The following is a 14,739-nucleotide window of genomic DNA, read 5'->3' on the forward strand; positions in this document are numbered from 1 at the left end:
TTGTGGGAGAAGGTGGATTGGCGCGAAGCGCCGAGACGGATGAGGGGTGTTGGAAGGAACGCGGCAGCGCGGCAAGGACTTCGAGATGGACCAGAAAGTCGAAAACATCCCCTACGACGTCGAGGCGATCCGCCGCGACTTCCCGATCCTGTCGCGGCAAATCTACGGCAAACCGCTGGTCTATCTCGACAATGGCGCCTCGGCGCAGAAGCCGCAGGCCGTGCTCGACGCCATCCAGCACGCCTATTCCCAGGAATATGCCAACGTCCATCGCGGCCTGCATTTCCTGTCGAATGCCGCAACCGACGCCTATGAGAACGCGCGCAAGATAGTGCAGAGATTTCTGAATGCGCCGAGCACCGACAACATCATCTTCACCTCGAACACCACGGCGGCGATCAACACGGTCGCCTATGGTTTCGGCATGCCGAACATCGGCGAAGGCGACGAGATCGTGCTCTCGATCATGGAGCATCATTCCAACATCGTGCCGTGGCATTTCATCCGCGAGCGGCAGGGCGCCAAGCTGGTCTGGGTGCCGGTCGACGATCTCGGCGTCTTCCATATCGAGGAATTCGAGAAGCGGCTGACCGACCGTACTAGGCTCGTCGCCATCACCCACATGTCGAATGCACTGGGCACGGTGACGCCGATCAAGGAGATCGTGCGCATCGCCCACGCGCGCGGCATTCCGGTGCTGGTCGACGGCAGCCAGAGCGCCGTGCACATGCCGATCGACGTGCAGGACCTCGACTGCGATTTCTTCGTCTTCACCGGCCACAAGGTCTATGGCCCGTCGGGCATCGGCGTGCTCTACGGCAAGAAGGATATTCTGGAGCGGATGCGCCCGTTCATGGGCGGCGGCGAGATGATCGAGGAGGTAACGCAAGACATCGTCACCTACAACGATCCGCCGCACCGTTTCGAGGCCGGCACGCCGCCGATCGTGCAGGCGATCGGGCTTGGTGCGGCGCTGGAATACATGGAAAAGATCGGACGCGAGCGTATCGCCGCGCACGAGGCCGATCTGAAGGATTATGCGCATCAAAAACTGCGCGCCATCAACTCGCTGCGCATCTTCGGCGATGCGCCCGGCAAGGGCGCCATCATCTCGTTCGAGCTGCAGGGCATCCACGCCCATGACGTGTCGATGGTCATCGACCGGCAGGGAGTGGCGGTCCGCGCCGGCACGCATTGCGCCCAGCCGCTGTTGAAACGCTTCGGCGTAACATCCACATGCAGGGCGTCGTTCGGCATGTATAATACCAGGGCCGAAGTCGATGCTTTGGCCGATGCGCTGGAAAAAGCGCGAAAATTCTTCGGGTGACGATCATGGATGATACCAGCCACACCGCCGAAAGCACGGCACTGGAAACGACGACCAATGCGGTGGTTTCCGGATCGGCGATTCCCGCCGACGAATTGGCGCGGCTGACCGACGACATCGTGTCGGCGCTGAAGACGGTCTACGACCCGGAAATCCCGGCCGACATCTACGAGCTCGGCCTCGTCTACAAGATCGACATCGAGGACGACCGCTCGGTCAAGATCGACATGACGCTGACCGCGCCGGGCTGCCCGGTGGCTGGCGAAATGCCGGGCTGGGTCGAAAACGCCGTCGGCGCCGTCGAAGGCGTCTCCGGCGTCGAGGTCAACATGACCTTCGACCCGCCCTGGTCGCCCGACCGCATGTCGGAAGAGGCGCAGGTGGCGGTTGGGTGGTATTGAACTTAGTCGACCTTGGCGCCGTATGTTTGGGCATAAGCCGTGATCGCTGAGAACAGCTCGTCAAACTTGACGTCGAGGTCTCCCGTGCCAATACACATTGCGTCTAGACCCATCGCTCTATTGGGACCCCGACTCCAGCGCGCCATTTTGGTCAAAGACGGGCTCTGCCAGACGCTCTCTAGGACTTCTACCAAAAGGAACTTTCGTCGCCGGTAACTCCGCTCAGAAATGTGCTTGACGACACTCCATGGAATGAACTCTGCTGACAGGCGGACGTCCCAAAAGCCCTTAGGCGACAAAACTAGCGTCGGCCGTTTCAAATCGAAAAGACGCACCACAGCGATCACAAAAGTGCCGGTGAACGATATGGCCGTTATCCAACCGAGAAATTGCTTGAAGCTACCTGGAGCGATATTCGGCACTAGGCGCCATCCAAGTGCAATGCCTAAAGTTGCCATTGCCACCGATAAAGCGGCAACCAGGCTGAGCCGAGCAGGAGATGACCGAAATTCAACTGTTCGATTGGTGTCAAGCGGCATTCAGTTTCGCCATAGTTCGATTGTCGCCAACTGAAATTACATCCAAATTGGTTGCAGTGAGCAGAAAACTTCACCATCTTAGGCGAGAATGATCCGCAGGCCTTGAACCCGCGTGAAAGTGGAGAACGATATGGGACGCTTTGCCGTCATCACCATGACCGAAAAGGCCGCCGACCGGGTGCGCGAGATTGTCGCGGCCCGTGAGAATGCGCATGGCATTCGCCTTGGCATCAAGAAGGGCGGCTGCGCCGGCATGGAATATACGGTCGATCTGGTGACCGAGCCGAACACCAAGGACGATCATATCGAGCGTGACGGCGCCCACGTCTATGTCGCGCCGGAGGCGGCCCTTTTCCTGTTCGGCACCGAGATGGATTTCGAGCAGACGACGCTGCGCACCGGATTCACCTTCCGCAATCCGAACCAGAGCTCGGCCTGCGGCTGCGGCGAATCGGTCGAATTGAAGCCGGCCGATCTGAAGGCACTGGCCGAAGCACGCGCTTCGGCCTGAGAATTTTCTTTTCCTTAGTAGGATTTCGCGAGACCCCCTCATCCGGCCGCTTCGCGGCCACCTTCTCCCCGAGGGGAGAAGAGGTCGCGAACGGTTGAGCCAGTCTCTTCTCCCAGCGGGGAGAAGGTGGCCCGAAGGGCCGGATGAGGGGGACTGCCGAAGCTAATCCACCCACATCCCCGTTCGCTTGTGCCAGTCTGCGATCGACTCCTCCGGGTAGACATCGAAAACCTTGTCGCCCTTGCCGATATCCGGCTCGACCCAGTTCGCCTTGTATTTCAGCATCAGATGCACCTTCTCCGGCGGCTTCGGCAGGTCTGTGTCGACAGCCGAGGCAAACGGATGCACCAGCTCCGGCCAGGTTGGGTCGTAGAGCCAGAGTGCCGTCCCGCATTTCGTGCAGAAGTTCCGCTCGCCCGTCGAGATCTCGCGTTGCGGGTGCTCGTCGTCCTCGATCTCGGCGCGGTAGACGCCGAGATGGCGCTTGCCCTGGATTTTCAGCGTCTCGTAATCGGCGCCGAGATTGATGGCAAAACCGCCACCGCCCTGCTGCTTGCGGCAGATCGAGCAGTAGCACAGCATGAAGGGCACCGGCGTATGGCTTTCCACCTCGAAACGCACGGCATTGCACCGGCAGGACCCTTTGAGCAGAAGCGGCATGAGAAACTCCGATGAAACTGATTCCGAACTTGTCAGGATGGTGCCGGTTGCGTCGATGACAAGGGGAAATCCGGGTGACATGATCGCCGCATGGACAACGAGCGCATAGAAGAGCTTTTCGAAGGCCTCGGCCCGGTCAGCATCCGCAAGCTGTTCGGCGGCAAGGGCATCTATTTCGACGGCGTCATCGTCGCCATCGTCATCCGTGGCGAATTGATGCTGAAGGCCGACGCCGAAAGCGCCCCGGATTTCGAAGCGGCCGGCTGCCGGCAATGGACCTATACCGGCTCGCGCCACGGCAAGCTCGTGTCGATGCCCTATTGGAGCGTTCCCGACAGCGCCTTCGACGATCCCGACGAGATGGCGATCTGGGCGCGCCGCGCCTACGAGGCAGGACGGCGCGCCGGAAAATAGGCTGCGTCATGTTTCGGCAATTCCGGGCCGCACTTCACGCCAGGTCCCGCGCTTCGGGCACAAGCGCCAGCGCCTCGGCAAAGCTGGCGCTGGTGAAGGCGGCGCGCTCGACGACGAGCATAGCTGCGGCAACGCCTTCCCGCAGCGCTGCGCGCAGCTGCAGGCCGCGCAGCAGGGCGGCGATCGTCGCACCGGCCAATGCGTCGCCGGCGCCGGCAGCATCGGTCCGCTTTTGTAGCGGCGGTGGCGAGATCGAGAACGCGCTCAATTCGTCGAAACCGAGCACTGGTTCGTCGCCGGCGGTGATCACGCCGCTTTTCAGCCCGGCGCGTCTCAGGCCGTCGACGATGCCTTGATCGATTTGGACGCCGGCGAGCACGCCGGCCTCCTGCCGGTTCATGAAGGCCAGCGCCAGACGGTCGAGCACCGGCATCAGCCGCGCCGCCTTATTGGGCGAGACCGCAAGCGCAAACACCGGCTTGTCGGCGGCGAGTGCCGCCAGCCGCCCCAGCGCGGTCGACGGCAGGTTGGCGTCGCACAGCACCGCGTCGGCCGAACCGATCGCTTCCCGCACCTTGGCGCGGCGGATCTGCTTGGGAAGCGCCAGCTCGTAGAGCACCATGTCGGCAAGGCCGGCGATCAGCCCGCCGTCGCTATCGATCAGCATCGTATGGCTTGGCGTTGCTCGGTCGAGGAACACCGCCGACAGGTCGGCAATGCCGGCCTCGGTGACGGCGCGTAAAACCGTGTCGCCAAGGGCATCGCCGCCGCGCACCGAAAGCAGCGAGGCCGAGGCGCCGCGTCGCACCGCACAGCGCAAGGCGTTGAAGACGGCACCGCCGACATGCTCGCGCATCGTGCCGGGGTTGGAAGCGGCCGGCACGAAGGCGCCGGCAACCCGGCCGCGCCGCTCGATATAGGCGCCGCCCACGGCCAGGATCGTCGGGGATTTGATCATGCCGTCAAAATGCCCTTTAGCTGTTGCCCGGGGGAGACTAGGTCGCCGGGCGGAACCCTGCAATCGCGGGTCCGATTCGGTTGGTGACGGCAACGGCGCCGCATGCGAGGCGAGACACATCGGAAGCAATAATTGCGAAACAAAAATAGAACAAATAGGGATATGCGTTATTTTTCAAACCCTTGGTGCTCATTGACAAATGAGAACAAATGAGGTACATTCTTTTAAGGATTGCGGGATTGTCCGGCCTCCATTGACGACCACGGGGTGATGTATCATGGCTCAGAATTCTTTGCGGCTTGTAGAGGACAAAGCGGTGGACAAATCAAAGGCTCTGGATGCGGCGCTGTCGCAAATCGAGCGTGCCTTCGGCAAGGGCTCGATCATGCGGCTCGGCGCGAACGAGCAGGTCGTCGAGATCGAAACGGTGCCGACCGGCTCGCTTGGACTGGACATCGCGCTTGGCGTCGGCGGCCTGCCGCGCGGCCGCATCGTCGAGATCTACGGGCCGGAAAGCTCGGGCAAGACGACGCTGGCGCTGCACACGGTGGCCGAAGCCCAGAAGAAGGGCGGCATCTGCGCCTTCGTCGATGCCGAGCACGCGCTCGACCCGGTCTATGCCCGCAAGCTCGGCGTCGATCTCGAAAACCTTTTGATCTCGCAGCCCGATACCGGCGAGCAGGCGCTGGAGATCTGCGACACGCTGGTGCGCTCCGGCGCCATCGACGTGCTGGTGGTCGATTCGGTGGCGGCGTTGACGCCGCGGGCGGAAATCGAAGGCGAGATGGGCGATTCGCTGCCCGGCCTGCAGGCCCGCCTGATGAGCCAGGCGCTGCGCAAGCTGACCGCCTCGATCTCGCGCTCCAACACCATGGTCATCTTCATCAACCAGATCCGCATGAAGATCGGCGTCATGTTCGGTTCGCCCGAGACGACGACCGGCGGCAATGCGCTGAAATTCTATGCCTCGGTCCGCCTCGACATCCGCCGCATCGGCTCGGTCAAGGATCGCGACGAGGTCGTCGGCAACCAGACCCGCGTCAAGGTCGTCAAGAACAAGCTGGCGCCGCCCTTCAAGGTGGTCGAGTTCGACATCATGTATGGCGAGGGCGTCTCCAAGACCGGCGAGCTGGTCGATCTCGGCGTCAAGGCGGGCGTGGTCGAAAAGTCGGGCGCCTGGTTCTCCTACAATTCGCAGCGTCTTGGCCAGGGCCGCGAAAACGCAAAACTGTTCCTGCGCGACAATCCCGACACGGCGCGCGAGATCGAGCTGGCGCTACGGCAGAATGCCGGGCTGATCGCTGAGAAATTCCTTGAGAACGGCGGCTCCGAAAGCAGCGACGACGGTTTCGAGGACGACGCTGGGGTGATGTAGGGCAAGCGACGCCTCGCTGAGCCTCAGCCAGGTTTCGATTTGATGTTTTGATTTTGAGTTTGCGTAATCGATGCGTTTCGAACCGCCGGCCCTGGGCCGGCGGTTCGCGTTTGACGGCGAGGCAGACGCATTTCAAGGCGCTGGTGAAAGCCGGGATTTGAGCCCATTTGGTGTTTCTGGACAGGCTGCGGTGCGACCGCTAAAAGGCCATGTCTATTTTCCGCCGGCAGCCGGCGGTTCTCTCGAAAAGGCAGTATTCATGAGTGGCGTCAACGAGATCCGGTCGGCATTTCTCGACTATTTTCGCAAGGAAGGTCACGAGGTCGTCGCGTCAAGCCAGCTGGTGCCGCGCAACGACCCGACGCTGATGTTCACCAATGCCGGCATGGTGCAGTTCAAGAACGTTTTCACCGGTCTGGAGAAGCGGCCGTATTCGCGCGCCACGACTGCCCAGAAGAGTGTTCGCGCCGGCGGCAAGCACAACGACCTCGACAATGTCGGCTACACCGCGCGCCACCTGACCTTCTTCGAGATGCTCGGCAATTTCTCCTTCGGCGACTATTTCAAGGAGCGGGCCATAGAGCTTGCTTGGAACCTGATCACCAGGGAGTTCGGGCTGAAGAAGGACAAGCTGCTGGTCACCGTCTACCACACCGACGACGAGGCGGCCTCGTACTGGAAGAAGATCGCCGGCCTTTCGGACGATCGCATCATCCGCATCGCGACTTCGGACAATTTCTGGGCAATGGGCGACACTGGACCTTGCGGGCCGTGTTCGGAGATATTCATCGACCGTGGCGAGCATATCTGGGGCGGCCGTCCCGGCAGCCCCGAGGAGGATGGCGACCGTTTCCTTGAATTCTGGAACCTGGTGTTCATGCAGTACGAACAGGTGACGAAGGACGAGCGCGTCGACCTGCCGCGTCCGTCGATCGACACAGGCATGGGCCTCGAGCGCATGGCATCCATCCTGCAAGGGGTTGAAAGCGTCTTCGAAACCGACCTGTTCCGCCACCTGATCGACGCTGCGTCGTCGGCGCTTGGCAAAGGTCCGGATGCGGACGCCGTCGCATCGTTGCGCGTCATCGCCGATCACCTGCGTTCGTCCTGCTTCCTGGTCGCCGACGGCGTGCTGCCGTCCAACGAAGGCCGCGGCTACGTGCTTCGTCGCATCATGCGCCGCGCCATGCGCCACGCGCAGTTGCTCGGCGCCCGCGATCCGCTGATGTGGCGCCTGGTGCCGGCACTGGTCCGCGAGATGGGCCAAGCCTACCCGGAACTGGTGCGCGGCGAACAGATGATCACCGAAACGCTGAAGCTTGAGGAAACTCGTTTCCGCAAGACGCTGGTGCGCGGCTTGGGCTTGCTTTCGGAGGCGACGGAAAAGCTGGCCTCCGGCGACATGCTGGATGGCGAGACAGCGTTCAAGCTCTACGACACCTATGGCTTTCCGCTCGATCTGACGCAGGACGCGCTGCGCCAGCGCAACATCTCGGTCAACCTTGCCGGCTTCACCGAGGCGACGGAGCGGCAGAAAGCGGAGGCGCGCAAAAGCTGGGCCGGCTCCGGCGACGTGGCGACCGAGACGGTATGGTTTCCGGTGCGCGAGAACGCCGGCGCCACCGAGTTCCTCGGCTATGAGACCGAGCAGGCGGAAGGCCTCATTCAGGCGCTGGTCAGGGACGGCAAGACCGTCGACAGTGCCGGCAAAGGCGACGCCGTTGCCGTGGTTGTCAACCAGACGCCGTTCTATGGCGAGTCCGGTGGCCAGATGGGCGATACCGGCGTCATTTCAGGCGACGGGTTCTCGATCGAAATATCCGATACCCAGAAGAAGGCCGATGGGCTTTTCGTCCATCTCGGCAAGGTGGCTAACGGCACGGTCAAGACAGGCGCGACCGTCGAGCTGAAGGTGGACCACGCGCGTCGCTCCAGGCTGCGCGCGAACCATTCCGCCACGCATCTGATCCATGAGGCGCTGCGCGAGGTGCTGGGTACCCATGTGGCGCAGAAGGGCTCGCTGGTCGCGCCCGAGCGTCTGCGCTTCGACATTTCGCACAACAAGCCGATCTCGCCGGACGAGCTCGAAGAGGTCGAGCGCATGGCAAACGAGATCGCCGTTCAGAACGGCCCTGTAACCACGCGGCTGATGTCTGTCGACGACGCCATTGCCGAAGGCGCCATGGCGCTGTTTGGCGAGAAATATGGCGATGAAGTGCGCGTCGTTTCGATGGGCACGGGCTTGCATGGCGCCAAGGCCAACCGGCCCTATTCGGTCGAGCTATGCGGCGGTACCCATGTCAGGGCGACCGGCGATATCGGCCTGGTGCGCATCGTGTCCGACAGCGCGGTCGCTGCCGGCGTACGCCGCATCGAGGCGTTGACCGGCGAGGCGGCCAGAAAGCATCTCGACGAACAGGACAAGCGGTTGAAGGCGGCCGCCGCCGCGTTGAAGATTTCGCCGGCCGATGTGCCGGCCCGCGTCGAGGCGCTGCTCGACGAACGCAAGAAGCTCGAAAAGGAGCTGACCGAGGCGCGCAAGAAGCTGGCGCTGGGCGATCGCTCGCCAGCCGGTGTGCCGGCGGAAAACGAAACCATTGCCGGTGTCGGTTTTCTCGGCAAGGCGGTATCGGGCGTCTCGCCAAAGGATCTTAAGCCGTTGGCCGATGCCGGCAAGAAGTCGCTCGGCTCCGGCATCGTCGTCTTTGTCGGCGCCGGCGAGGACAACAAGGCAAGCGTCGTCGTCGCCGTCACCGATGATCTGACCGGCCGCTTCAGCGCCATCGATCTGGTGCGCGTCGCGTCCGCGGCATTAGGCGGGCAGGGCGGCGGCGGGCGACCCGATATGGCTCAGGCCGGGGGCCCGGACGCCTCGAAGGCCGAAGACGCGATCGCTGCGGTGAAGGCGGCTCTCGAAGCGGCGTGAACCAGCACCGGGGGCGGCACGGCCGAAATGGCGCGCCGCCCAGCGGATATCTTTGAGGGCCGATATGCCGACGCTGACGATGTATCAGGTCGATGCCTTTGCCGAACGGGCCTTCCAGGGTAACCCTGCCGCCGTTCTCCTTTTAGAGGAATGGCTGTCGGAGCAGGTAATGCAGGCCATCGCCAACGAAAACAATCTTGCTGAAACCGCGTTTGTGCGGTCGAATGGCAAAGGTTGGGATTTGCGCTGGTTCACGCCGGTCCATGAAGTCGACTTCTGCGGCCACGCCACTCTTGCGGCAGCCCATGTGCTGGCTACGGAATACAATGGTCAGGGCGAAATGGCCTTCGCCACCCGGGTCGGCGAGCTGCGGGTTTCCCGGTGGGAAGGGGGCTATCAGCTCGATCTGCCGTGTTTTCCGCCGCAGCCCGTCGAGGAAGAGCTGAACTCGGCGCTACAAGCGATATTGCCTCAGCGGCCGGTTGCGAGCTTCCGCAATTTCGAGAACCTGTTTGTCGAGCTTGCCGACGAGACAACCGTGCGATCTTTCGTTCCCGATCTGCTCAGGATCGGACGTTTTCATCCTCTCGGCCTGGTTATTACCGCGCCTGGGCGAGCCCACGATTTCGTCTCCCGTTACTTCGTGCCCGGGGCGGGCATTCCCGAGGATCCGGTAACCGGCTCCATTCATGCGACGCTGGTGCCTTATTGGTCTGAAAAACTCGGCAAGACTCATCTGTCGGCATTCCAATGCTCGCAGCGCGGCGGGCATTTGCTATGCAAACTGGCCGGAGATCGCGTGCTGATCACAGGCCGTGCGAAGACCTTTATGAAGGCGGAGATCTACCTTCCCGATTGAGCGGCTTGCGAGGCAGAGAAGGCAAGGATCTGGGAGAATTTGTCGCCAGCCTCGGCAGGACAGAGGGGGGTGCTGTCCCTCGGCCTCTCGTATCTTTGTCACCCTGCCTTTTCGGTTTTCGCAAAACTCGCGCGTTGAGTGATGCGCGCATACCAATCCCGAATATCGGCAAACTCGGCCAGCAGTTTTCGCCCGTCGGCGACCTTGACGAAATAGCCGATGATCGGTGCGGCGTGCAGGTCGGCCAGCGTCAGGTCCGTTCCCAACAGCCAAGGCCCTTCGGCTTTCAGCGAGGAGAGCGCCTGCAGTGCCGTTCTTGCCTGCCGCAACCCGTTGGCGATCACGGCTTCGTCGGGCGGCGTTTTTTCCAGCCGCTCGACAGCGACATCCCAGACCATGGTTCTGTAGGCGTAGGCGTCGAGCAGGCCGGTGATCTGGTTCATGCGTGCTCGAGGCCGGGCTCCGGCCGGCTGCAGCGCCGGGCCGTCAAAGGCTTCGTCGACATAACGGGCAATCGCGCCGGTCTCGTAGAGGCGAAAGCCGTCATGCTCGAAGGCCGGGATGCGGCCGAACGGTTGGTGCTCGAAATACCAGCCGGGAATGCCGTCCGCGGCAAAGATGTCGACGGGCACGAGCTCGTAGCCGACGCCCTTTTCCTCCAGCACCAGCCGCACGATGCGCACATAGACGCTGTAATCCGCGCCGTAGACGACGGGCTTGCCCATGCCGGTTGGGCTCAGGCCATCGCTTTCTGCAAATTCTCGTCGATCTTGTCGAGGAAGCCGGTGGTCGAAAGCCATGGCTGGTCGGGGCCGATCAGCAGCGACAGGTCCTTGGTCATGAAGCCGGACTCGACCGTCTGGATACAGACCTTTTCCAGGGTCTCGGCAAAGCGCTTCAGTTCGGCATTGTCGTCGAGCTTGGCGCGATGCGCGAGGCCGCGCGTCCAGGCGAAGATCGAGGCGATCGAATTGGTCGAGGTCTCCTCGCCCTTCTGGTGCTGGCGATAGTGGCGGGTAACGGTGCCGTGCGCGGCTTCCGCCTCGACGGTCTTGCCGTCCGGCGTCATCAGCACCGAGGTCATCAGGCCGAGCGAGCCGAAGCCTTGCGCCACCGTGTCGGACTGCACGTCGCCGTCATAATTCTTGCAGGCCCAGACATAGCCACCCGACCATTTCAGGCTGGAGGCCACCATGTCGTCGATCAGCCGGTGCTCGTACCAGAGTTTCTTCGCTTTGAATTCTGCTTCGAACTCCGCCTCGTAGACCTCCTGGAAGATGTCCTTGAAGCGTCCGTCATAGGCTTTGAGGATGGTGTTCTTGGTCGACAGGTAGACGGGGTAATTGCGCAGCAGCCCATAGTTCAGTGAGGCGCGGGCGAATTCGCGGATCGATTCGTCGAGATTGTACATGGCCATGGCGACGCCGGCGCCGGGTGCGTCGAACACATCGTGCTCGATCACCTGGCCGTCCTCGCCGACGAATTTGATCGTCAGCTTGCCCTTGCCGGGAAAGCGGAAGTCGGTGGCGCGGTACTGGTCGCCGAAGGCGTGGCGGCCGACGATGATCGGCTTGGTCCAGCCGGGCACCAGCCGCGGCACGTTCTTCATGATGATCGGCTCGCGAAAGATGGTGCCGCCGAGGATGTTGCGGATGGTGCCGTTCGGCGACTTCCACATCTTCTTCAGCTTGAATTCCTCGACGCGCTGCTCGTCGGGCGTGATCGTCGCGCATTTCACGCCGACGCCGTATTTCTTGATGGCATTGGCCGAATCGATGGTCACCTGGTCGTTGGTGGCGTCGCGGTGCTCGATGCCGAGGTCGTAATATTCGAGCTTGAGGTCGAGATAAGGGTGGATCAGCTTGTCCTTGATGAACTGCCAGATGATGCGGGTCATCTCGTCGCCGTCGAGTTCGACGACCGGGTTCGCCACCTTGATCTTCGCCATGGAAAGAATGCCTCGCTTTTGGGGAACGGAACGGCCTTGCCCGCACGGCTGCCGGCCCTGGGATGCGGCCCGTATATCAAAGGCTTTTTGGCCGCGCAAACGGCGAACCGCGCCGTAGTGTCGGCATTCCTTGCGAAAGCTTCATTTTCGCCGCCAAATGTGGCAGGGGACTGCGAAATGCCGCAAACAGCAGTTCACTGACAACCATGGCCGCTACCCAGGATCCCGATACCCCTCTTGCCTCCGGAACTCCAGCGTCCGGACCGGCGATCATCCTGGTCGAGCCGCAGCTCGGCGAGAATATCGGCATGGTTGCACGCGCCATGGCCAATTTCGGCCTTTCCGAGCTGCGGCTCGTCAATCCGCGCGACGGCTGGCCGAGCGAGAAGGCGCGTGCCGCCGCAAGCCGCGCCGACCACGTCATCGATGCCGTCAAGGTGTTCGATGACCTGGCCTCGGCGGTTGCCGATTTGAACTTCGTCTTCGCCACCACGGCGCGCGCGCGCGACAATTTCAAGCCGGTGCGCGGTCCGGTCGAGGCGGGCAGGGCGCTGCGGGCGCGGCAGCGGGCCGGCCAGCGCACCGGCATCCTGTTCGGCCGCGAGCGCTTCGGCCTCTATAATGACGAGGTCGGCCTTGCCGACGAGATCGTCACCTTCCCCGTCGATCCAGCCTTCTCCTCGCTCAACATCGCCCAGGCGGCCCTGCTGATGTCCTATGAATGGATGAAGTCCGGCCTGGAAGACGAGACCAGGACCAACTTCTCCGGCCCCGAAATGCCGCCGGCTGCCAAGGAAGAATTGCACGGCCTGTTTGCGTATCTAGAAGGTGCACTGGAGGCGCGCGGCTATTTCCGCCCGGCAGCGAAGAAGCCGAAGATGGTCGACAATTTGCGTGCAGTGCTGACCCGCGCCGGCTTTGCCGAGCCGGAGCTTAAGGTGCTGCGCGGCATAATATCATCGCTGGACAGGTTCTCGCCGGCCATGCCGCGCGGCGACGGATCGCCCGGCGACGATCCAAGGCGGCTCCCGGCAGCGGCCCGGCGCGCTGGCAAGGCGACAGACAAAGACTAGCCTCGGAACGACCCATACCTCACCAGTAACCGAATGTTATTTGGTGTGATCCATTGTCTGGAAAACGATGGATCCTTTCGATGTTCAATTCAAATATCGGGCGTCTTCGCTTTTTCTTCTATTCCGCGGCCTTGCTGGTTGCGGAAATCGTGACCTTTGTGCTGTGCGTCGTGCTGACCATCGGCATCGAGGGTTTGGCCAATTCGAAGCCCGGACCTTCCAGGGAAGGGCTGGCCGCAGCCGTTCTCGTCGCCTCGCTGGTGATCGTTCTGTTACGCGAATTTCGCCTGGCGTCGAAGCCGCGACGCGCAAGGGTCGGGTTGGATCCTTTGGTCCTATATCGTGTTCTCGACCCTGTTTGCGATTCTGCAGGCCGGCACTGTTCTTGTCGTAAAATTCGACGGCGAAGATTCGCATTCCGGCCTTAACCTGCTGGGATTAGCTCTTGTCGGGCTGTGGGCCGTCATCTTGGCGGCCAAGCCGGCGGGTGGTGGCTCTGCGGATATGGCGTCATCCCTGAGTTTCGACGATTTCGACCCGCCCGGGCCGCCGCGCGGCGCCGCGGCGCTCCATTCAGCGTCAGCCGCCGGCGCGACGGCCCTGGCTCCAGCCTACACCACGCGGGCCGCGCCGGTGCCGTCGAACCACCCTGCATCTCAACCTGCATCTCCGGCGAACGGCCGGCCGCGGCCCGGCGGCTTCGGCAAGCGCGGCCTTGTGTGACCGGCTCGCCGCATCAAGGCCATGATGGTTCCACATAGAAGCGGCCGGGATAAAGCATCATTGGCCGAAGCAGAAAGCATGGGCCGGGCCTCCCTCGTGATCTCGTTTGTGATTCCCAGCCCTTAGTGACTCCCAGCCCTTAGTGACTCAATGACAATGACCGATCCATCGAGCGCCCGTCCGATCCTGATGTTCGATTCCGGCATTGGCGGCCTCACCGTGCTGCGTGAGGCGCGCGTGCTGATGCCTGACCGCCGCTTCGTCTATGTCGCCGACGACGCGGCGTTCCCCTTCGGCGCCTGGGAGGAACCGGCGCTGAGAACACATATCTTGGAGTTATTCGCCAGGCTGCTCGACCGGTTTTCGCCGGCCATTTCGGTCATCGCCTGCAACACCGCCTCGACACTGGTCATCGATGCCTTGCGCGAGAGGTTTCCCGGCCATCCTTTCGTCGGCACCGTGCCGGCCATCAAGCCGGCGGCGGAACGCACGCGCTCAGGCCTGGTTTCGGTGCTGGCTACGCCCGGCACCGTCAAGCGCCAGTACACGCGCGACCTGATCAGCAAATGGGCGCAGAAATGCCATGTCCGCCTGGTCGGCAGCGACAGGCTGGCTGGATTGGCCGAAGCCTATATGCGCGATGGTTTTGTCGACGAGGACGCCGTGCGCGCCGAGATCGCGCCGTGCTTCGTTGAGCATGACGGGCTGCGCACCGACATCGTCGTGCTTGCCTGCACCCATTATCCGTTTTTGGCCAACCGCATGCGCAAGACAGCACCTTGGCCGGTCGACTGGCTCGACCCGGCCGAGGCGATCGCACGCCGCGCGCTGTCGCTGCTCGCCGATACCGAGGCCTGTTATCGTAGAGAGGCACTGCCCGAAGGCGCCGACCTTGCATTCTTCACCTCGAACAGCGCCGATTTTCCGACGCGCCGGCTGATGCAGGGTTTTGGCTTGGCGGTATCCTGACCGCAAGCAATTTTCGCTTTGGGAACATCACACCAGACAATGCGTTTTCCTCTCAT

At 62.4% G+C, this 14,739-nt stretch carries 15 protein-coding genes; 10 read left to right on the forward strand and 5 right to left on the reverse strand.

Annotated elements, in window-relative coordinates:
- The first annotated feature begins 85 nt into the window (after positions 1–85).
- Complete coding sequence (locus NKK47_RS07950) at positions 86–1,327, forward strand: cysteine desulfurase (RefSeq protein ID WP_352575986.1); 1,242 nt, start codon at positions 86–88, stop codon at positions 1,325–1,327.
- A gap of 5 nt (positions 1,328–1,332) precedes the next feature.
- The gene (locus NKK47_RS07955; protein ID WP_352575988.1) at positions 1,333–1,728 is read left to right on the forward strand and encodes an SUF system Fe-S cluster assembly protein; all 396 of its coding nucleotides are present in this window, start codon (positions 1,333–1,335) and stop codon (positions 1,726–1,728) included.
- Positions 1,729–1,730: 2 nt separating this feature from the next.
- Here the strand turns inward: NKK47_RS07955 and NKK47_RS07960 are convergent, their stop codons facing one another.
- Positions 1,731–2,267 carry an STM3941 family protein gene (locus NKK47_RS07960; RefSeq protein WP_352575990.1) on the reverse strand — a complete coding sequence of 179 codons (537 nt, stop codon included), beginning with the start codon at positions 2,265–2,267 and terminating at the stop codon, positions 1,731–1,733.
- Between the two features lie 130 nt (positions 2,268–2,397).
- Here NKK47_RS07960 and sufA point away from each other — a divergent pair, with 130 nt between their 5' ends.
- The gene (gene sufA / locus NKK47_RS07965) at positions 2,398–2,778 is read left to right on the forward strand and encodes a Fe-S cluster assembly scaffold SufA (protein WP_287303494.1); all 381 of its coding nucleotides are present in this window, start codon (positions 2,398–2,400) and stop codon (positions 2,776–2,778) included.
- Between the two features lie 162 nt (positions 2,779–2,940).
- Here the strand turns inward: sufA and NKK47_RS07970 are convergent, their stop codons facing one another.
- Positions 2,941–3,438: a GFA family protein gene (locus tag NKK47_RS07970; protein WP_352449380.1), complete on the reverse strand. Its 498-nt coding sequence runs from the start codon at positions 3,436–3,438 to the stop codon at positions 2,941–2,943.
- Between the two features lie 90 nt (positions 3,439–3,528).
- Here NKK47_RS07970 and NKK47_RS07975 point away from each other — a divergent pair, with 90 nt between their 5' ends.
- A complete protein-coding gene (locus NKK47_RS07975; protein ID WP_023717364.1) occupies positions 3,529–3,852 on the forward strand; it encodes a TfoX/Sxy family protein in 324 nt (107 codons plus the stop codon).
- Between the two features lie 34 nt (positions 3,853–3,886).
- On the opposite strand, the gene NKK47_RS07980 is transcribed toward NKK47_RS07975, so the two are convergent.
- Positions 3,887–4,810 carry a PfkB family carbohydrate kinase gene (locus NKK47_RS07980; RefSeq protein ID WP_352575992.1) on the reverse strand — a complete coding sequence of 308 codons (924 nt, stop codon included), beginning with the start codon at positions 4,808–4,810 and terminating at the stop codon, positions 3,887–3,889.
- A 277-nt stretch (positions 4,811–5,087) separates the two neighbouring features.
- On the opposite strand from NKK47_RS07980, the gene recA reads away from it, so the two are divergent.
- From recA to NKK47_RS07995, 3 genes are all read left to right on the forward strand, one after another.
- The gene (gene recA / locus NKK47_RS07985; RefSeq protein ID WP_023674696.1) at positions 5,088–6,185 is read left to right on the forward strand and encodes a recombinase RecA; all 1,098 of its coding nucleotides are present in this window, start codon (positions 5,088–5,090) and stop codon (positions 6,183–6,185) included.
- 259 nt (positions 6,186–6,444) lie between these two features.
- Positions 6,445–9,111, forward strand: coding sequence for an alanine--tRNA ligase (gene alaS, locus NKK47_RS07990; RefSeq protein ID WP_352576056.1), 2,667 nt, complete (start codon positions 6,445–6,447; stop codon positions 9,109–9,111).
- Positions 9,112–9,175: 64 nt separating this feature from the next.
- The gene (locus NKK47_RS07995; RefSeq protein ID WP_352575994.1) at positions 9,176–9,970 is read left to right on the forward strand and encodes a PhzF family phenazine biosynthesis protein; all 795 of its coding nucleotides are present in this window, start codon (positions 9,176–9,178) and stop codon (positions 9,968–9,970) included.
- A 98-nt stretch (positions 9,971–10,068) separates the two neighbouring features.
- Here NKK47_RS07995 and NKK47_RS08000 read toward each other — a convergent pair whose 3' ends face one another.
- Both NKK47_RS08000 and NKK47_RS08005 read right to left on the reverse strand, forming a co-directional pair.
- The gene (locus NKK47_RS08000) at positions 10,069–10,695 is read right to left on the reverse strand and encodes a glutathione S-transferase family protein (protein ID WP_352575996.1); all 627 of its coding nucleotides are present in this window, start codon (positions 10,693–10,695) and stop codon (positions 10,069–10,071) included.
- 11 nt (positions 10,696–10,706) lie between these two features.
- Positions 10,707–11,918 (reverse strand): NADP-dependent isocitrate dehydrogenase, encoded by a 1,212-nt coding sequence (locus NKK47_RS08005; protein ID WP_096445278.1) that lies wholly within the window; start codon positions 11,916–11,918, stop codon positions 10,707–10,709.
- Positions 11,919–12,124: 206 nt separating this feature from the next.
- Between NKK47_RS08005 and NKK47_RS08010 the strand changes: the two genes are divergently transcribed.
- From NKK47_RS08010 to murI, 3 genes are all read left to right on the forward strand, one after another.
- On the forward strand, positions 12,125–12,991 hold the full coding sequence (locus tag NKK47_RS08010) for an RNA methyltransferase (protein ID WP_352575998.1): 867 nt from the start codon (positions 12,125–12,127) through the stop codon (positions 12,989–12,991).
- 80 nt (positions 12,992–13,071) lie between these two features.
- Positions 13,072–13,419, forward strand: coding sequence for a hypothetical protein (locus NKK47_RS08015; protein WP_352576000.1), 348 nt, complete (start codon positions 13,072–13,074; stop codon positions 13,417–13,419).
- A gap of 451 nt (positions 13,420–13,870) precedes the next feature.
- Positions 13,871–14,683 carry a glutamate racemase gene (gene murI, locus NKK47_RS08020; protein WP_352576002.1) on the forward strand — a complete coding sequence of 271 codons (813 nt, stop codon included), beginning with the start codon at positions 13,871–13,873 and terminating at the stop codon, positions 14,681–14,683.
- Positions 14,684–14,739: the final 56 nt, after the last annotated feature.

This window comes from Mesorhizobium sp. M0019, assembly GCF_040323975.1.
In the GTDB taxonomy this organism is placed as follows: domain Bacteria; phylum Pseudomonadota; class Alphaproteobacteria; order Rhizobiales; family Rhizobiaceae; genus Mesorhizobium.